At 41.2% G+C, this 19,386-nt stretch carries 13 protein-coding genes and 1 tRNA gene; 5 read left to right on the top strand and 9 right to left on the bottom strand.

Annotated elements, in window-relative coordinates; translation table 11 throughout:
- Positions 1-112: 112 nt before the first annotated feature.
- The 3 genes from JWG41_RS03610 to JWG41_RS03600 all read right to left on the bottom strand — a co-directional run bounded on the left by JWG41_RS03610 (position 113) and on the right by JWG41_RS03600 (position 4,120).
- Entirely contained in the window at positions 113-3,367 is a 3,255-nt protein-coding gene (locus JWG41_RS03610; protein WP_205268581.1) for an efflux RND transporter permease subunit, read from the bottom strand.
- A 26-nt stretch (positions 3,368-3,393) separates the two neighbouring features.
- Positions 3,394-3,933, bottom strand: coding sequence for a peptide deformylase (gene def, locus JWG41_RS03605; RefSeq protein WP_205268580.1), 540 nt, complete (start codon positions 3,931-3,933; stop codon positions 3,394-3,396).
- A 114-nt stretch (positions 3,934-4,047) separates the two neighbouring features.
- A tRNA-Ala gene (locus JWG41_RS03600) sits at positions 4,048-4,120 on the bottom strand.
- Between the two features lie 75 nt (positions 4,121-4,195).
- Between JWG41_RS03600 and JWG41_RS03595 the strand changes: the two genes are divergently transcribed.
- The 5 genes from JWG41_RS03595 to JWG41_RS03575 are packed head-to-tail and all read left to right on the top strand — an operon-like array spanning position 4,196 to position 12,049.
- Complete coding sequence (locus tag JWG41_RS03595) at positions 4,196-4,507, top strand: hypothetical protein (protein WP_015682429.1); 312 nt, start codon at positions 4,196-4,198, stop codon at positions 4,505-4,507.
- A gap of 4 nt (positions 4,508-4,511) precedes the next feature.
- Positions 4,512-7,259, top strand: coding sequence for a SpoIIE family protein phosphatase (locus tag JWG41_RS03590; RefSeq protein WP_205268579.1), 2,748 nt, complete (start codon positions 4,512-4,514; stop codon positions 7,257-7,259).
- Positions 7,256-7,597, top strand: coding sequence for an STAS domain-containing protein (locus JWG41_RS03585; RefSeq protein WP_135580448.1), 342 nt, complete (start codon positions 7,256-7,258; stop codon positions 7,595-7,597). The genes JWG41_RS03590 and JWG41_RS03585 overlap by 4 nt, the downstream gene beginning before the upstream one ends.
- Positions 7,598-7,644: 47 nt before the next feature.
- On the top strand, positions 7,645-9,291 hold the full coding sequence (locus JWG41_RS03580; RefSeq protein ID WP_205268578.1) for an acyl-CoA carboxylase subunit beta: 1,647 nt from the start codon (positions 7,645-7,647) through the stop codon (positions 9,289-9,291).
- 4 nt (positions 9,292-9,295) lie between these two features.
- Positions 9,296-12,049: an ATP-binding protein gene (locus JWG41_RS03575; protein ID WP_205268577.1), complete on the top strand. Its 2,754-nt coding sequence runs from the start codon at positions 9,296-9,298 to the stop codon at positions 12,047-12,049.
- Here the strand turns inward: JWG41_RS03575 and JWG41_RS03570 are convergent, their stop codons facing one another.
- The 6 genes from JWG41_RS03570 to JWG41_RS03545 are packed head-to-tail and all read right to left on the bottom strand — an operon-like array spanning position 12,050 to position 19,386.
- Positions 12,050-13,102, bottom strand: a complete 1,053-nt coding sequence (locus JWG41_RS03570; RefSeq protein WP_205268576.1) for a protein-glutamate methylesterase/protein-glutamine glutaminase — start codon at positions 13,100-13,102, stop codon at positions 12,050-12,052. It abuts the gene before it with no gap.
- Between the two features lie 4 nt (positions 13,103-13,106).
- A complete protein-coding gene (locus JWG41_RS03565; protein ID WP_205268575.1) occupies positions 13,107-13,595 on the bottom strand; it encodes a chemotaxis protein CheD in 489 nt (162 codons plus the stop codon).
- Positions 13,596-14,072: a chemotaxis protein CheW gene (locus JWG41_RS03560; protein ID WP_205268574.1), complete on the bottom strand. Its 477-nt coding sequence runs from the start codon at positions 14,070-14,072 to the stop codon at positions 13,596-13,598.
- Positions 14,073-14,085: 13 nt separating this feature from the next.
- Positions 14,086-16,800, bottom strand: a complete 2,715-nt coding sequence (locus tag JWG41_RS03555; RefSeq protein WP_205268573.1) for a methyl-accepting chemotaxis protein — start codon at positions 16,798-16,800, stop codon at positions 14,086-14,088.
- Positions 16,801-16,810: 10 nt separating this feature from the next.
- Complete coding sequence (locus tag JWG41_RS03550) at positions 16,811-19,015, bottom strand: chemotaxis protein CheA (protein ID WP_205268572.1); 2,205 nt, start codon at positions 19,013-19,015, stop codon at positions 16,811-16,813.
- A complete protein-coding gene (locus tag JWG41_RS03545) occupies positions 19,006-19,386 on the bottom strand; it encodes an STAS domain-containing protein (protein WP_205268571.1) in 381 nt (126 codons plus the stop codon). The genes JWG41_RS03550 and JWG41_RS03545 overlap by 10 nt, the downstream gene beginning before the upstream one ends.

The raw sequence follows: 19,386 nt of genomic DNA, 5'->3' as shown, positions 1-19,386 counted from the left end.
TTGAATTTCGTTCTACTTCCTACCAACCTTAAAATCTTCCACTATCTTACTTAAATCAATTCTCCAACAACCGCACTTTTTCGATACGGCTGTTGGGAATGAATCCTAGTTTTTAAACAAATCTCTTTTTTCTTGTTTGGTATTTCCCAACCATCCAATCTTTGAATAGGTAGAGATTGAGATAAAATACCGGAACCATGATGAGAGTGATGAAAGTGGCAAATGCCAATCCCCAACCGAATGCTAAGGCCATCGGCACAAGAAATGGATCCTTTCCACCTATGCCGTAAGCTGTGGGAAGGAGTCCAAGAACCGTTGTCACCGTGGTTAAGATTACGGCCCTTAGGCGAATGCTTCCTGCTTCCACGAGAAGATCAAAAGTAGATTTACTTGGATCTTCAATTCGAAGTTGGTTGGCGCAGTCCACAAGGACAATGGAGTCGTTTACGACCACTCCCGCAAGTCCGATGATCCCAAGAAAGGCAAGGAAGGAAAAGGGTTGGCCATGGAGTAAAAAGGCAAAGATCACTCCAATGACGGCAAAGGGAATGGCACTCATCACAATCAGAGGTTGTGCTAAAGAGCGGAATAGGGAAGCAAGGATCATATAAATGATAAGAAGGCCCACAAGGAAGGCTCGTCCAAGAGAGGCCATAGACTCTTCTGTATCTTTATTTTCTCCAGAGAACCGAACCGAATAACCAGGGTATTTGGCGATGATTCCTTCTGTGAGTTTTTTGGCTTCGATATTCACTTGTCTTGAGGTTGAAACCGTTTCATCAATGTTAGATGTGATTGTTAATAACCGTTTCCCATCCAAGTGGTTGATGGAAGCCCGTCCCGGATTTCTGTCATAACTTGTCAGTCTGGAAACGGGAATTAGGTTTCCTGTAAGGTTGTTTACATACACTTTGTTTAAGTGGGCGAGGGAAGACCTGTATTCTTCTGGAAAACGAACTCGCACGTCCACTTCTTCGTCAGCCCTTTTGATTTTTGTAGAAACGGTTCCTTGAAGTGCAGTGTTGATCGCAAGAGAAACGGATTGGACACTGACTCCGGCAAAAGAAGCAAGGGTTTCATCCACGGAAACTCGAATTTCATCTTTTCCTTCATTGAAGTCGTCTCCAATATCCGTGACTCCATTGATTTTGGCAAGGGCTGCTTTGAATTCACCGCCAATTTTGAGTAAGGTGGCAAAATCATCCCCTTTGATTTCAATCGCAACTGGTTTTCCCACAGGAGGCCCACCAGCCAATTTTTCAAATTCAAGATTGACCAGTTTTCCTTTTAAAGGAAGGAATTCTTTCGGAGTGTCGGAGATAGAATGAGCTACTTCTTTCTCTTGACCAAGGTTTTCTTTGGCCAGTTTTTCTTCCAAAAGAAGGAGGGCTTTTTCATTTAACATGAATTTGGTGTTTTCGCGCACCACTTCGATGATTTTTTCTGTAGATCTTTCTCTGTTGTCATCAGGAGTGAGATAGACCATCACTTGGGCGTAATTTTTTCCCCGTTTGGTAAAGGGGTCGTTTGGATCCTTTTGGATGATTCCCACACGGGAGATATAGTTTTCCACTTCTCCTTTTGGTAGTTTACCGACAGCATCTTCAATGGCTCGAATGAAACGATCGGTTTCTTCTAACTTAAGGCCAGTTTCCGCTGTGACTCGCACTTGGAAGGTTTCAATGGCACCGGGAAATAGTTTGAACTTTCCGAACTTCACTTGGATGGCGAGGGAAAAAACAAAAAGACCCATAAGAAGACCCACCATCTTCCATCGATTCTTCAAAGCAAAACTAAGGAAAGGTAGATAGGTGTTTTCTTTGAATCTGATAAACCAATGCGATTCTTCTTTGACTTCGCCTTTCATATCAGTGGCTTTACTCACATCATATAAGTGAGAAGGTAACATAAAGAAGGCTTCAAATAGGGAACTACATAAAGATAGGATGACCACGAGAGGAATGGAGTGGATGAACTTTCCAAAAATTCCAGTCATAAAGAGCATGGGTCCAAAGGCAGCAATGGTAGTCGTGACAGTGGCTGAAACTGGAGCTAAAACTTCACTTGTCCCTCGCATCGCCGCTTCAAAAGGTTCTTCTCCCATTTCCAAATGGCGGTAGACATTTTCACAAATGATGATGGCATCATCTACGAGAATCCCGACCACAATGATAAGACCCATCATGGAAATTAAATTCAAGGTGAGTCCCATATAGTTCATCGCAACAAAGGTCATGGCAATGGAGATCGGAATCCCAAGGGCAGTCATGAGAGCCATTCGCCAACCAAGAAAAACAAATAGGGAAGCGGTTACGAGAAAAAGTCCAGAGACTGCATTGGAAGTCAAAACTCCCAGGCGTCGCCGAATGTATTTGGATAGGTCATTTACGAAAGCGTGTTTGACAGTCCCACCAGTAGATTTAATAAATTCTTCTACCACTAGTTTGGAATCATCCACAACAGTGATGGCATCAGCCTTTTCCCGTTTTATGACTGTTAACGCAATGGCAATATCCCCATTGGATTTGTCCAAATAATCGGAGTCTTCAAATCCTTCGGTAACGTGGGCTACATCTCGAATCCGTACAGAACGTCCGGCGTCATTGGATCGAACAAAAACATTGGCGATTTCTTCTGCGGAATCAAATTCTCCTACGGTGCGAACAATGATTTCTCTGGTTTTTTCATTGATATTTCCCCCAGGGAAATTGATATTTCGGAGTCGCAGTGCATTGATGACCTGGGTGGAGGAAAGGGATAGGGCTCTTAATTTATCAGGATCTAAATCCACCTTCATTTCCCGTTCTCGCCATCCGCGTTTTGTGATCCTTGCCACAGTCGGCAAGTCTTTCAATTTTTCTTCTAGGATTTTAGCTTGGTCGCGGAGTTCTTTCGCATTTAACAGAGGTTTGTTGTCTTTGGTGACAGAAGTTAAATGAATTTCGATTACGGGTTGTCTTGCTGTTGTGATTTCCGTGACTATGGGATCTTCTACTTCTGCCGGTAAATCTTGAATCCGATCAATGGCCGATTTTAGATCATCGACTACTTTTTGAGTGTTTTTTGTGTTCGGATCGATGGTGACGATGATTCCCGAACGGTTTTCCAAGGACGCAGAACGAAACTCTTTGATCCCATCCACTTCTTTGATTGCATCTTCCAAAGGTTTGGTTACCAACTTTTCCACATCGGCTGGTGCTGCCCCTGGATAGACGGAAGTAATACTCACAATATCAAAATTGATATTGGGAAAGGCTTCACGATTCATTGTGGCGGCTGTGAATCCACCCACAAGAAGAATGAGAAAGGTAAGAAGGTTTACGAATAAACTCTTCGAAAGAAAATACTCAACTATGGATGATCCCATATGGCTCCTTTAGGAGAAAAATCTATTTAATCTAACAACTTGCCGGCAGTATCGATGTCTTCGTTATAACCGAATAACTTTGTACTTTTGAGTCGGTCTACATAAAGAACTCCGAATAGGTGATCACACTCGTGTTGTAGTACAATGGCGCGATACCCTTCTATGATCTCTTCATGTTCTTCAAAATTTTCATCCCGCCATTTCATTTTGATTTTATCGGGTCTTTCGACGTAACCACGCATGCCGGGAACCGAAAGACAACCTTCCCAAAATCCATCTCCAGGTCCAGAAAGGGGGGTGATTTCTGGATTCAGGATGATTTGGTTCGGAACTTCAGGAGTTCCCGGATACCTTCCATTGTCGTCGTCCTGACCAACAACGACTAATTTTTTTAACACACCAATTTGTGGGGCAGCAAGGCCCACACCATCGGCATGACGCATGGTTTCAAACATATCTCGAATCAGTTTTTTGAAATCCTTGGTTTGGATTTCGGATTCAGTTACGTCTTCGCTCGTTTGACGGAGTAAGGGATTGCCAATCTTGAGGATTTTTCTAACAGCCATAATCTATTATGGAATAGATTGGAAAAGGTCACTGATTGATCAAGTGATCTCCTATCCAAATGAAAAAGAATTTGACAGGGAAGGGTTGGAACGCTGAAATCTCGGGAGGGATTTTGGAGACGAGGGGAATCGAACCCCCGACCTTTTGAATGCCATTCAAACGCTCTCCCAACTGAGCTACGTCCCCTTGTGCTAATCCAAGGTGGGTGACCGCGTTTGTCTGTCAACAGAATCCCAAAATGGCTAAGGAACCAGAAATTTTATGGGACAAGATACGGTAGAAGAACTGACTAAAAAACTGAAAATCCAATCGGATATCATCAAAGGCTATGAAAAGGTTCTTCGACTCAACGAACAAGAATTAGCAAACGCGGACGAGATCATTCGTATGTACGAACAAATCATCGATTACTCCCGAGTGGAACTTCGCGAAGCCAAAGAAACTGTCCAAGCAAGCTCCATGGTATCAAACCTTAGCCGGGATGAACTCATGTCTGCTTTCGACAAAATTAAGTCACTGGAAGATGCAAACCGTAAACTAAGAGAAGAATCACTAAAATTTAACAAAGATTAAACCATTGAAACCCAATTCTCTTCCGCCGATCATCCGAAAAAACGAAGAAGGTGGATTCTATCTCTCTTCTTCTTACGAATTGGATGACTTGTACCATTTTATCTTGGGTCAAGCAAAACGGCTTGTTTCTGCAAAATCGGCAGCTTTCTACTTTCGAAACGAACGAGGAAACTTAAGTCGTTTCGGACTGATCAGCGACAAATCCAGTGCGGGTTCCATCGCCAAACATGTTTTTAAAACTCGCAAAAGTATACTCGTTAAAAAAGGAACCCATCTAAAGGATACAGACGGCCCGGTGGGTGAATCTTATATTGCCTGTTATGTGGGTGATGAAATGGGAGATTTGGCTCTCGGAGTTCTTGTTTTAGAGGGTATCAAACATTTCCAAAATTTTTCCGAACAGGATTTGGATTTAATCAATTACTTTAGTGCCAACCTGAATGCTTTATTTAAAGATACTGTTCTTTCAGAAGCAGAACCACAGTTTTTTAATTCTCTTACCACTTCCATTCTACTACTCATTGACAACGCCAATATTCATAACAATAACAATCGCCTTCAATATTTTTTAGAAGAAATCATTCGGGTGGCAGTTCTGATCAATACGAGTGTAGATTTAGAACATGTTCTTGAGATGGTGATGGAATCGGCAAAATCCGTATTTCGTACCGAAGCTAGTTCCTTGCTTTTGTTAGATGATAAAAAAGAGTATTTAATCTTTCATACGGTGACGGGTGAAAAACGTGAAGAAGTGGCTAAAATCAAGGTTCCCGTGGGCCAAGGGATTGCCGGAACTGTTGCTGTCACCAAGCAACCCATGATCATCAACGATGCCCAAAATGACAACCGAGTCTTTCGGGACGTGGACAAAGCTTCTAATTTCATCACTCGCAATATTCTCGCTAGTCCCTTAACGGTAGGTGATGAAGTCATTGGTGTGATCGAAGCCATCAACACCATTGATCGAAATAATTTTAGCCAAGATGATATTGATACTTTTTTATCTTTTTCCAGTGCTTGTGCGGTCGCCATCCAAAAAACAAGGCTTCTCGAAAACCTAAACGATACCAACTTAGAACTCAAACAAAAACTAAGTACTTTGGAATCTATCTTTGATTTGGGGCAAGCGGTTCTCGAATCTCACGATGAACTTGGGCTTATGTCCAAAACTTTGAGTATCCTCACCAAAGAGTTGTCATGTGAAGATGCGGGTATGGTCATCATCGAGGAAAAAAATAAAAACCGCATCCAAGTTTATGCAAGACAAATGGGAATTGTTCGTGAGTCGTTTTTCCCCATGCCAGAGAGTCGGCTTTTCCTCAGCCTTATGGAATCGGGAAATCCTCGGATGGCCGTGGTTTCTTCGCAGTTAGAAGAATCTTTTTTAGAATTAGAGTTTTATACCTTAAAGAAAAATTTCCTCATCCTTCCTATTGCTCCTCGGGGTGGAAATTTACGAGCCGCACTTTATGTGAGTGGAAAACAATCGGCCCATTCCTTCAATGAAACAGACCTTCGTATGTTAAAGACCCTGTCTTCGCCACTCGCAAAGGCTTATGAAAATCTCCGTCTGAACCAAGAGATCATTACAAAGAAATCGATTGAAAAAGAAATCGAGATTACAAGAAAAATCCAAAACAATATTTTACCCAACTCACTCATTCAATCTCCCCTGTTTGACTTAGGGGTGATGTCAGTCGCCGCCAAAGAAGTGTCAGGTGATTTTTACGATTTTCATTCCTTTGGAGATGATCAGTTTTCTTTTTTAGTGGCTGATGTTTCTGGAAAAAGTCTACCTGCTGCTATTTTTATGGCGATGTCTAGTTCCATCATTCGCACACTTTCAAGGACCACAGACCTTTCCCCATCCGAACTTTTATTTCGAGCCAACCAACTCATCTACGAGGACTCCCAGTCAGGGATGTTTGTGACTTTGTTTCTTGTAAACTACCAAAGACGAACTCGAACCTTAAAGTTTGCCTCTGCCGGACATAATGACCAAATTTGGATTCGTAAAGATGGGAGTTTTGAACTTCTGAAGGGGAAGGGGGCGCCCCTCGGTGTAGTTCCGCACACGAACTATCAAGGTGGGGAGATCCAGATTGAACCGGGGGATATTTTGGTCTTTTATACAGACGGAGCCATTGAGGAAAAAAATCCCGACGAAGAGGAGTATGGCCTCGACCGGTTTGTCGAATTTATCATTGAAAGAAGGAACGAATCCTCACAAAAAATTGTGGAAGAGGTCTATGATGACATTCGAAAGTTTTCTCGTTCCGAAGAACAATACGATGACTTTACTGTAATGATCCTTAAATTTGCGGAAGTGACTAGTTTTGAAATCTCTAGGATTTTCCCGGCAGTGCCAGACGAAATTCCAAAACTTCGCGATTTTATTTCGGAACATTTAGAAGGCAAAATCACAAAACCCTTTGCCTTCGACGATATTCTTATATCTTTGGATGAAGCAGCGACCAATATAGTCATGCATAGTTACAAAGATACGGAACTAACCCATCCTAGTTTCGAATGTAGATTAGAACTACTCGGGGACAACCTTAAGGTAGTTCTAATCGATGAGGGGAAACCCTTTGACAGAAAAAAAGTTCCTAAACCTTCCGTAGAAGCCAATGTAAAAGGGGAACGGAAGGGCGGATTTGGCGTTTATCTTATGGAGACTCTGATGGACAAAGTGTCCTATGACTTCAACGGGAAACAAAACATAACCTATTTGGAGAAAACGATCGTATGAACGAAGACAAAATTGGAATCCATTCGGAAGCAATTGGAGACAAGTTGGTTGTACATGTCCAAGGCAATTTGGATGTTCACAATACACATAAAATAGAAAAAGATTTGATGGCCCTTGTCGGAGCGGCAGGAAAACCAGTCATTTTCAATTTGAGTGATGTTCCCTTTATCTCTTCTGCAGGACTTCGGTTGCTCGTCACAACACTACGCCTTTGCCAAGAGCAAAAAATAAGCATTTCTATCTGCGGTCTTCAACCGGCGGTAGAGAAAGTATTCGATATCATTGGAATGCAGCAGCTATTTACAATTTATCCTGATTTGAGCTCTGCTCTGAAGTAAAAATCACTTTTCTAAGTGATCCTAGACAAAACATTGGAAAAAAACTTATGGAAACCAAGCAGTATTCCCTAAACAACCCGTTTAAAGAAACCAAGGCTCCGGAAACTCAAACCGGAATTTATGATGATGCTCTCAAACTAGGAAAGGAATTAATTGAAAAACCCTTTCTAGGAGGCGGAGAAGATCGAATCCGCGTCCAACACTCCAAAAGCCGTATGACGGTTTGGGAGAGAATCAAAGTCCTTACCGACGAAGAACCTAATATCACTTACCAAAACTGGGGACCCAATTTAGACGGTGCCTCGATTGTGACTGGAATTTTAAATATCAAAGGTCGTGATGTTGCAGTCTACGGACATGACTTCACACTTCGTGCCGGTTCCATGGACGCAACGAACGGAAGTAAACTCGCTCGTCTCATCCAAATGGCAGGAACTCATGGAATTCCTCTCATTGGTATGAACGACTCTGCGGGTGCCTATGTTCCTGCGGGAGTGGGTGGACTCGATGGTTATTCGGAAGCTTTTACGGCACTCCGAAAGATCAGTGGTGTGGTTCCTTCTGTCATGTTGATGTTTGGTTTTAATGCCGGTGGTGGAGCTTACCTTCCGCGCCAAGGATCTTTTATGATCCAATGTGATGGAACCTTCTTTGGTCTCACAGGTCCCGGTGTTGTGAAATCAGTTCTTGGTGAAGATGTTTCTGCTGAGGATTTAGGTGGACCAAAAGTTCACGGACAGTCCGGTGTGGTTGACCTTGTTACCAATGATGAGCTGGGTTCCCTAAGAACTGCCATTCGTTTGTTATCTTATTTACCAGACAATAATCATAGTTTTGCGCCGTTTTATCCTACATCAGATCCTGTGGACAGATTCATTTACGAAGAAGACATCCTTTTCCGTAAAACTTTCAATTCCCCAACAGGTATGAACACTCCGTTTGATATCACTCTTTACTTACAACAAATCTGTGACCATGGCGAGTTCTTTGAATTACAACCACAAAGAGCAAGAAACATTGTGACTGCTTTTGGCCGAATCGGTGGACATGTAGTTGGTTTTCTTGCCAATAACTCTGCCGTATCTTCTGGTCAGATTGATATCGGGGCTTCTCGCAAAGGAACTCGTTTTGTAAGATTCTGTAACTTATACAATATCCCTATGGTATTTGTAGAGGACACAACTGGATTTTTACCAGGACGTGACCAAGAACAAAATGGAATTGTTCTCGAAGGTAGAAAACTTCTCGATTCCATCATTGATCTTCGCACTCCAAGACTTACTCTCATCATTCGTAACGCCTTTGGTGGAGCTTATGCAACATTTAACTCCTATTTTACGGGAGCATCGATGGTGTTTGCTCTTCCTACGGCAAGGATTGCGGTAATGGGTCCTGCAGGAAAAGAGTATGTTTACAAAGACGAAATCACAACCATCCAAAAAGAATTTTTAGCCAATGTAAAAAAAGGTATGAGTGATAAGGAAGCCGCTTCCATTCGTGATTCCAAACTTTTTGAAATTGGCCAAAGATACGAAAGAGAACTAATGAATCCAAAAGAAGCACTTTCTCTTGGTTCGGTTTCTTCGATCATCCTACCAGGATACACAAGAAATGTGTTATCTAAAAACTTGAGTTTCCTGATGTCCAAATACAAACCGGCGGAAATGTCCGGTCCTCAAAGGGAGTTTGAGTAATTCCATGTTAGATAAGAATTTAAAACGCATTCAATTCCAAGAATCCGAATCCGCATGGATTCGTTCTTTCAGTGTGGAATCGATCAAATGTCTCATTGTTTGCCGTGGCCCTGTTCGTAAAGAAACCATGGATGTTTTTGATTCCATTGGTGTGAAGGAATACGGAATTTTACTTTCAGAAAAAGATTCCATCGTTTATCCAAAGGCTCTCGCTCCGGAACTTCGTAACTTTCGATTCCCAGAAAATATCCACCGTGTTCCTGATTACATGGGTGCTGGTAAAGAAGAGAAAGAACAACGCATCCGCCAAATCATAGGAATTGCTAAAGATAATGGATACACTCATATCTTTGCCGGTTACGGATTTATGGCAGAGGATGCAGAATTCATTGAAGCCATTGAAAAAGCCGGAATTATTTTTATGGGACCAAGTTCCCATGTGGCCAAAGGTGCTGGTGCCAAAGACGAAGCTAAAAAATTGGCAAGAAGTCTGAATGTATCGGTAACTCCTGGTGTGGATAATATCACAGCTCTTGCTTTACTTCGTAAAACGGGAAATTCTAAAGACGGACTTCTGAAAGTTGCTAAAGAAAATAATTTAACCTTTTCTTTCAATGAAGCGCGGTCTCTCGAAGACAATGCAGAAGACTTACTCCAACTTTCTTACGAAAAAACCATAGACATCACATCCATCCCTGACTTACAAAAAGAATCTGCGATTCTTTGTGAAGATATTTGGAAAAAATATCCTGGCAAAAGAGTTCGATTCAAATACATCGGTGGTGGTGGTGGAAAAGGCCAACGTGTCATTGGCGAAAAATCAGAAATTGATGCTGCTGTTATGGAAATCCTTGCGGAATCCAAAGTCACAGCCGTTGGATCCAACAGAAACTTTCTCATCGAACTTAATATTGAAAACACTCGCCACAACGAAATTCAGTTAATTGGTAACGGAGAGTGGTCTTTGTCTCTTGGGGGACGTGATTGCTCTTTGCAGATGCATGAACAAAAACTTTTAGAGATTTCACAAACTGTGGAATTACTCCAAAAAGAAGCGGATATAGTTCGTTCGGCAAATCCTAAAAAAGCTGCCATCTTAGATAAAGACGTACAAACTTTAAAAGATATGGAAAACCAAGCCGAAGTGTTCGGTAAGGCCATTCGTTTGAATTCTGTATCTACTTTTGAATGTATCGTAGAAGGAAATAGTTTCTTCTTTATGGAAGTAAACACAAGGATTCAGGTGGAACACCGGGTCACTGAGATGGTGTACAAAATGAAGTTCACCAATCCGAACGATCCGAATGATATCTTTTATATTGATTCCCTTGTAGAAGCAATGGCAGTCCTTTCCATCCACGGACCAAAAGTTCCTAAACCAGAACGAATTGTTCGCAACGTATCCGGTGCGGAAGTTCGAATCAATGCCACAAACCGAGCGCTGCAACCACACGCAGGTGGGATCATTCAAAACTGGTCCAATGAACTCCCGGAAGAGATCCGTGATGACCAAGGAATTTGTACTCGTAACCCAGACACGGGAGCTTTTGTTCACTACAACTTAGCTGGTGCCTACGATTCCAACGTGGCTCTCATTGTTTCTTATGGAAATTCGAGAACAGAAAACTTAGAAATTTTAGGAAATATTCTTCGCAAAACAGAGCTTAGAGGGCAAAACCTAGAAACTAACTTACTCGTTCACTACGGACTCATCCAGTGGATTTTGGGTAAGGATGCGATGTTCAAACCATCTACGGCATTTATGATTTCGTATTTGGCAGGAATTGGTGCCTTACAATCCATCATCAATGATTTGGATTTAGAGTATCTTTGGACTGAGAAAACAAAAGCGGCTGATGCGGATCTCAAAAAAGTCCTAAACAAAAAGATGACCCTTGTCATTCGACCTATGGAACGTCTTCTTGCTAACCCACATTTACTGGGTGGATTTTTAGGATACTTTGATGGCAAACTTTGGACTCGCAAAGGGGATACAGTTACTTTCTCTGAAAACCCCATCCAATTTTTAGATTCTTTGTATTACTATTTGAACTTAGATACAACGGAAGCCAAAGCAAGCTCTGAAAAGATTTGGGATCATGATGCCAACCTTCTGACAGAAGCCAAAGCATTTTATTCTGAATTGTCGACTCGCACTGGCCTTAGTTCTTGGAAAGAATTGTCCGAAGCACTCGCTAAGGGTAAAAATCCTTCGAAGTCACTTTCGGAAGAACTTTGGACAGCATCGGTGGCAAGCCATAACGGATTCCAAGCGGGACTAGAAACTCTATTACTGTTACCAAAAATCGGTATTAAATCCAACTTCTTTGGTTTGGATGTGAATGCAGATTTGGACGGAGTGGTTCCTGAGGAATTTAAAAGCAAAGACACAAGAGATGCTTTTATCAAAACACTGAACCCACCACCAAAAATGTCTGGGGATGAAATTGTGGCACCGATGGGGGGAATGTTCTATTCTAAAGAAGCTCCGAATCTACCACAACTCATCAATGAAGGAGAACATTTCCAAGCGGGACAACCTCTCTTTATCATTGAGGTAATGAAGATGTTTAACAAAATTCTGGCTCCTGTGAGCGGAACCATTGTGAAAAATCTTATGGTGGATTCTGATGGAAAGATCGTTTCTAAAGCACAAGCTATCTTCAAAATCAAACCAGATGAAATTCTCAAAGAAGAATCTCCTGAAGACATTCGCGCGAGAAAAATTAAAGTAACGAAAGAGTTGGGTCTCGGTTAATCAACCGTAACCCACAATCGTTTTGTAAATTTCAGAAAGAGGGAGGATGTGGTCAACACCTCCTCTCTTAATCGCTTCCTTCGGCATTCCAAACACAACCGACGTTTCTTCGTTTTGAGCAATGGTTTCTGCACCTGCTTCCTTCATCTCATGTAAGCCGGCAGCTCCATCATCTCCCATTCCTGTCATAATGATTCCCTTGGAATTTTTCCCAGCTTGTCTTGCCACTGAACGAAAGAGTACATCCACAGATGGTTTGTGACGATTCACAAGAGGGCCATCCATCACTTCCACATAGTATTGGGCTCCCGATCGCTTTACAGTCATATGGCGGTTCCCTGGTGCAATGAGTGCTAGTCCTCGGACGACGCGGTCTCCGTCTTTTGCTTCTCTGACACTAATTTCACAAATGGAATCCAATCGTTTGGCAAAGGTTTCTGTAAACTTTTCAGGCATATGTTGGACAATGACAATACCTGGGGTTTTATCTTTGGGTAGTTTTGTGAGCACTTCTTCCAAGGCAATGGTCCCACCCGTGGATGTGCCAATCGCGACAATTTTTTCTGTGGCTTGGAGTTGGGAGATATCTTGTTTTTTATCGGTTTTGATCGTGAACTGTTGTTTGTTAGAAAGGGTTGGCAGTGACTTTAAAGAAACCGCTGCCGCTGCGATCACGGCATCGGTGAGTTCAATGGTTGATTCATGTAAAAAATCTTTTAATCCGATTTTTGGTTTTGTGATGATATCAATGGCCCCAAGACTCATCGCAAGCATGGCAGTATCTGAACCTTCTGTGGTCAAGGTGGAACAAATGACAACAGGGGTTGGTCTTTCCGACATGATTTTTTTTAAAAAAGACAATCCATCCATTCTTGGCATTTCGATATCCAAAACAATGACATCGGGCCAATCATTATTCATTTTATCTAAAGCAAAAATAGGATCGGAAGCGCTGCCTAAAAATTCGAAAACCGAATCTTCTTTGAAAATTTCAGCTAATACCTGTCTTACGACAGCAGAGTCATCGATTACAAAAACTTTGATTTTTTTCATAAGTTTATTTTTTTTCTACCCAAACTTCACCGTCCCAAACTGTAAAATAGACTTTTCTTGATAAAGTCCCGCCAGTGTCTTCTGAGATGATTTTGATTTCATTTTCTTTTAGAACCTTCTTCGCAAACTCGGCATTCCTTGTTCCAACAAGGGAGGTGGAATTGTCTTTTAGAATTTCTCTTTCTTCATGGAGGAACATATTTGAACCTCCGAAAATTTTAGCATAATACTCATTTGGTTTTGATTTATGTTTTTTAATTTCTGTTAAAAAAAATGCAACGGCATCTTGTCCATATTTATGTGTTTTTTCTGAATGAAGATCGGCAGGAGTGGGTAGGAGGTAGTGGCACATCCCTCCGATATGGCGATTGGGGTGCCATAAAACAATGGAAACACAAGACCCAAGTAAGGTACGAACTCTAAATTCTGCTCCGCCGAAAAAAATTTCTCCGGGGTTCAAAAACCGGTCTGTGACTTCCTTGGGAGATTCCATTTAAGTAACATTGGACGAAGTTTCTTGGATGGCTTGTAACTCAGAAAGCTCCAAAATTTGGTTCACCTTTAAAATAATCACAAATTTGTTCTCTAACTTTCCCAGTCCTTGGATAAAATCTAAACGGATTTTAGATCCGAAACTTGGCGGTTCTTCGATGGATTCAGGTACGATGTCTACCACTTCATTCACAGCATCCACAAGGAGCCCGACATCAATGATTTCTGTTTCTAGTTTGATTTCAGTGATGATGATACAGGTTTTGCGAGTGGTTTCTGTTTTTCTTTTGTAGAATCTGGTATTGAGATCAATGACTGGTACTACATTTCCTCTGAGATTAATTACCCCAGGAATGTAATCGGGCATCATCGGGACATGGGTCACCGATTCAAATTCGATGATCTCTTTGATGTACAATATTCCCAAACCAAAAAGTTCTTCCGAAATGAGAAAGGTTAAGTATTGGAGTTCCTGCATATGGATATCCTATTTAATACTTCTGAAACTTATCTGTTTCATCGGACGCACTGGACTTTCTTGCAACTGGTACTGGTTGCCGTCCCGAAGGTTTGGCAACTGGTTTTGATTGTTTCGATTCAAACGTTGGTTGGAAAGCCGATTGTTTTCCTAATTTGAAGAAACTAATGGAAGAGAGTAATTTCTCTGCTTGTGCTTGGAGTTCTTCCGCAATCGCTGCAAGTTCTTCCGAGGCAGTGGCTGATTGTTGAGAGACTTGGTCGAGTTGGCCCATGGCTTTATTGACTTCGTTCACACCAGAGGACTGTTCCTGACTTGCCGCAGTGATTTCTTGTACTAAATCCGCAGTTTTATTGATGGCTGGAACAATTTCTTCAATGAGTTTTCCCGCAGACTCGGCAATTTGTACGGAATTTCCAGCCAAACTTCCGATTTCATTTGCTGATTTTTGCGAACGTTCTGCGAGTTTTCTAACTTCAGAAGCGACAACAGCAAATCCTTTTCCATGTTCCCCAGCTCTTGCCGCTTCAATTGCAGCATTTAACGCAAGTAAGTTGGTTTGGTAAGCAATGTCTTCGATGATGGAAATTTTATCTGCAATCTCTTTCATTGCTGATACAGTATTTCGGACCGCTTCTCCTCCTTGTTTTGCATCTTTGGCAGATTTGGTGGCAATGGTATCTGTTTGTTTTGCATTCTCTGCATTTTGGTCAATGGAGGCTCCCATTTCTTCTAAGGAAGCGGATGTTTCTTCTACTGAGGCTGCTTGTTCGCTGGCTCCTTGGGAAAGAGTGCTCGCAGTAGATGCCACTTCGTCGGCGGCATTTACCAAAGCGTCCGTATTGGTTCTCACATCGTTAATGATATCCACAAGTTTTTTGGAAGTATTGTTAAAGGAGTCTCTAAGTTTTGCAAATCCTCCATCATATTCGTTCGTGATGAGTTGTGTGAGATCTCCACTTTCTAAAGCAGCAAGTCCAATCACAAGATCGTCTACAATGCGAGCTGTTTCGATTGCGATGTTTTTTTGATCAGTGATGTCTGTTGCAAATTTAATGACTTTATAAGGTTTTCCATTGAGATCAAGGATAGGGTTGTAGGTGGCTTGGAGCCAAACGCCTTTTCCTCCCTTGCCGATCCTTCTGTATTCTGCTGTTTGGTATTCACCTCGATTGAGTGTAATCCAAAATTGACGGTATTCTTCTGAGTTCACCATGGAAGGTTCCACAAACATTCTGTGGTGTTTTCCAGCAATTTCTTGTAAGCTGTATCCCATTGTTTTTAGGAAGATGTCATTGGCTGTGATGATGGTTCCATCCATATTGAATTCGATGGTTGCTTGCGCTTTGTTGATGGCTTCAATTTGACCGACAAACTCTCGAACCTGTTTTTTATTTTCAGTGATGTCTGTCGCAAATTTGATCACTTTATAAGGTTTGCCATTGGCATCCAGGATTGGTGTGTAAGTAGCTTGGAGCCAAACGTCTTTTCCATTCTTACCAATTCGTTTGTATTCAGCGACTTGGAATTCCCCTCGGTTGAGAGTCGCCCAAAATTGGCGGTAAGGTTCTGAGTTTGCCTCTTGGGTTTCCACAAAGAGTCTATGGTGTTGCCCTTTAATTTCATTCAAACTATAACCAATGACATTTAAAAAGTTCTCATTGGCAGTGATGATGGTTCCATCCATATTGAATTCAATGGTTGCTTGAGATCTTTCGATAGCTCTTGAGTTCGCGTTGGTCTCTGTAACATCGGCCCATTCCACAACACTTCCGAGTCTCTCTCCAGTAGGTGTAATGATGGGATTGGCGATCAAACTGAATTCACGGTTTCCAATTTTAATACTGGTTTTGTGTTCGGAAGTAAAAGATCCAAGAAGTTTTCTTTGGTGGCTTGGATCTTTATGGTAACCATCAATATTACTTCCCATTAAATCTTTCAGTGAGAAGTTTCTAATTTGCGTTTTGATATCTGCTTCCGATTTGGCGAACATAGTGTGAATGGCTTTATTCATATACACTACATTCAAATCTAAATCGGAGATCATCACATTGGTGGATACACTATCAAGGGCTGTTTTGATTTGGATGGCATCTTTTAAAGGTTTTCCCACTTGTTTTAATAAGAGAAATAGTAAAACTGCAGTGATCAAAATAAAGATTCCACCAGAAACTAATATAGGGAAAAATTTCTCTTGGGAAGAGTTCGTATTTTGGATCGATGCAGAAAGGTTATCCTTCGTTAGTTGTGTATTCCAACGAGAAATAGAGGTCGAATAAACTTTCCAAACTTGCGGTAAGATCGATTTGAGAAGCTCTTTTTTTGAAATATCTTCCGGTTCATTTAAGTAGGACTGAATGTTGTTTACATAGTCCTCTTTTTCTGTAGATAAAACTTTCAGAATAGTAGATTCTTCTTTAGAAGAGGGGAGGGTAGATGTCTGTTCAAAGGAAGAATTTAGTTTTTCCAAATCGTATTTTATTTTAGCGATTAAGGTTTTATCTAGTTCTTGGGATTGTAGGACTATGAAAAGATCGGACTGTATGGATTGGCTTAAATTCCAAACCGTTTCCAGTGTTTCCGATTTTTGAATTTGAATTTTTGTGGTTTCTTCTGAGGGCAAAGAGTTTGTCAAAGTTCCCCAAGAATAAACGGAAGTCCAAATCACAAATAGTAAACCCGTAAGGAAAAAAACTATCAGCTTCGTGTTTATCTTAAAATTTTTCATATCATCCTCTTCATTTATATAATCTTTCGTTTTCTATCGCTATGGTTCTTTCAAAAAGAGAAGGGATGTCTATGATGAGAGCCACATTTCCATCTCCTAAAATACTCGACCCACTCACACCTTTTACATGTCGAAATACAGAACCCATGGGTTTGATTACCGTTTGGTATTCTCCGAGAAGTCGTTCTACAACGATTCCCGCTTTTTTTTCTCCATTTCTCACAATCACAATGTTTTCACGGAATGTATTTCCCTCTGAGTTCGTTGGATAATAATCCCTCAATCGGAGGAAGGGAATTAATGTCCCGCGAAGGGCAAAGAACTGATTGGAATCGGTTTTGTGTTCATCGGTAAAATGCAAACATTCCAAAACCATATCCATCGGAATGATGAATTGGTTTTGTCCTACTGCTACTAAAAATCCATCGATAATGGCTAAGGTTAATGGCAACCTAAGAATGAAACGGCTTCCCTGGTTTGGAGTGGATTTGACTGTGATGGCTCCGCGTAAGGACTCTATATTTTGTAATACAACATCAAGACCTACACCACGTCCGGAAACATTGGTGATTTGAGAAGCAGTGGAAAGGCCAGGGTGGAATAGGAGTTTGAATACCTCTTCTTCTGAGTCAGGTATGGGGCCGGAAACAAGACCTTTATCGATTCCTTTTTGCCAAACCTTTTCTTTTTGAATTCCATTTCCATCATCTGTGATTTCAATGATCACACTTCCTGCTTCATGGTAGGCATTCAGTTTGATTGTGCCTTGTTTTGGTTTTCCTTTTTTTTCTCGTTCTTCAGGAGTTTCTAATCCATGATCACAAGCATTTCTTACAAGGTGGGTGAGAGGGTCACCTAACTTATCGACTATGTTGCGATCAAGTTCAGTTTCATTTCCTTCGGTAATGAGTTTGATATCCTTACCCAGTTCTTTTCCCAAGTCACGAACGGTCCTTGTATACTTTTGAAAACTATCTCCAATGGGAACCATGCGAAGTTTGAGAGAAATTTCCCGAACTTCATTGAGAAGCCTCATGGCAAGCATAGAAGATTCTTGTAAGTTAGAATCTTCAGTTGAGCCAATGAGTTGGTTCATGTTGGCACAAGAAACAACCAATTCACCTACTCGGTTGATTAGATTGTCAATTCTTTTGGAATCAACTTTGATGGTGGCAGATTTGTTTTGGTCTTTGTTTTGATTGGATAAAAGTCTTTCCTCTGTTTCTTGGATCTTTGGATCGATAGAAGGGAGATTGGATGGAAGTTTGGCCGCCGGAGAAGGGAGTCCGGTTTTACGAGATTTTAATTCTTCAAAGTAATGGATAAGACTAGCGTCTGTTAGGATACCAATTTCTTTCCAAGTATTTCCGAGTAGGATTTCTTCCTCTGGGAGTTGGCCGGAAAGATCAGCCAGATCTTCGACAGAGGCCCCTTCTGGTAAAACATGTAAAAAGGAATCGTTTTCAATGAAGTTAAATACTTTACGAACAGTTTCTAAATCCGATTCAGAAATAAAGTGAATTTCAAAGCCTAAATAACAAGATTCGGGATCAAACCCGTCCAAATGAGAAATGATTTCGGGAATTGTTTTTAGGGAACGAATGGTTCCTATTTTTTTTAAATATCCAATAAAAGAAATGGGATCCAAACCTTGTGAAAACACATTCCGGTTGGGGCGAAAGGAGATCAGGTAACCAGGGATCCTGTAACCAGAGTTTGGTTTTGACGCTACATTAACGGAATAAGTCCCGTCTTCATGGTTCTCCGTTTCATTTCGTGTATCGTTTTGATTTTGGCCTTCTTTTTCCTTCGAAAGATTGGTAATGTTTGCTTTCAGAAAAGGTTTCATCAATTCTAAAATCGAATTTCCCTGTATGATTTTGGATTCTGGGATTTTTCCTTTGGTTTCTTCAGAAACTAAATAAGAGAGATGGTCTTTGGCATTGAGTAGAATTTCTGTGAGTTTTTGTTGGAAAGGAATTTCGTGGGAACGCAAACGATCTAAAAGATTTTCTACCACATGGGTGAACTTTACAGTGGATTCGAATCCAAACATTCCCGCAGTTCCTTTGATGGTATGAACCGCTCGGAAGATGGCATTTAAATCATTATCGGATGGACTGGAAACTTCTGTACGAAGAAGGATCGATTCCATATCACGAAGAAATTCTTCGGATTCTACTAAGTAGGCATCGATAACCTCTGTTAGATCCATAATCCGACTTTCCTCGTCCCGTATCGAAATTCTACTTCGTTTGCATGTTCTTTCTTTACTTTCACTCGGTCGCCAAAAAAACTAACAAGACCCAGTAGGTCTAAAACTTTAAGCACAGCAAGGGAATGATTTTTGAGTTGGAAAGATTTGTGTTTTTTTTCGCTCAAAACTTTTAGATACATTAAAAATTGAATCCCTGCCGAATCAATTCGTTGGATTCCACTTAAGTCTAACTCTATGACTTTCCCCTTATTGTCTGTCCAAATTGTCGATAGTTCCTTCCATTCCTTTACAAAGGGTACAGTTAGATACCCTTGCCAAACGATTTCGAAACCAAGATTGGATTCTCGAAGGGTCTGGACTGGTTCCAT

The sequence above is a fragment of the Leptospira chreensis genome, from assembly GCF_016919165.1.
GTDB classification, from domain to species: Bacteria; Spirochaetota; Leptospiria; order Leptospirales; family Leptospiraceae; genus Leptospira_A; species Leptospira_A chreensis.
This window is presented reverse-complemented; position numbering and strand designations above follow the sequence as displayed.

Coding starts and splice junctions, on each gene's coding strand:
- JWG41_RS03585 (WP_135580448.1), top strand. CDS start 7,256: ATGAACGAAGACAAAATTGGAATCCATTCGGAAGCAATTGGAGACAAG.
- def (WP_205268580.1), bottom strand. CDS start 3,933: ATGGCTGTTAGAAAAATCCTCAAGATTGGCAATCCCTTACTCCGTCAA.
- JWG41_RS03565 (WP_205268575.1), bottom strand. CDS start 13,595: ATGGAATCTCCCAAGGAAGTCACAGACCGGTTTTTGAACCCCGGAGAA.
- JWG41_RS03575 (WP_205268577.1), top strand. CDS start 9,296: ATGTTAGATAAGAATTTAAAACGCATTCAATTCCAAGAATCCGAATCC.
- JWG41_RS03555 (WP_205268573.1), bottom strand. CDS start 16,800: ATGAAAAATTTTAAGATAAACACGAAGCTGATAGTTTTTTTCCTTACG.
- JWG41_RS03560 (WP_205268574.1), bottom strand. CDS start 14,072: ATGCAGGAACTCCAATACTTAACCTTTCTCATTTCGGAAGAACTTTTT.
- JWG41_RS03610 (WP_205268581.1), bottom strand. CDS start 3,367: ATGGGATCATCCATAGTTGAGTATTTTCTTTCGAAGAGTTTATTCGTA.
- JWG41_RS03550 (WP_205268572.1), bottom strand. CDS start 19,015: ATGGATCTAACAGAGGTTATCGATGCCTACTTAGTAGAATCCGAAGAA.
- JWG41_RS03580 (WP_205268578.1), top strand. CDS start 7,645: ATGGAAACCAAGCAGTATTCCCTAAACAACCCGTTTAAAGAAACCAAG.
- JWG41_RS03570 (WP_205268576.1), bottom strand. CDS start 13,102: ATGAAAAAAATCAAAGTTTTTGTAATCGATGACTCTGCTGTCGTAAGA.
- JWG41_RS03545 (WP_205268571.1), bottom strand. CDS start 19,386: ATGGAACCAGTCCAGACCCTTCGAGAATCCAATCTTGGTTTCGAAATC.
- JWG41_RS03595 (WP_015682429.1), top strand. CDS start 4,196: ATGGGACAAGATACGGTAGAAGAACTGACTAAAAAACTGAAAATCCAA.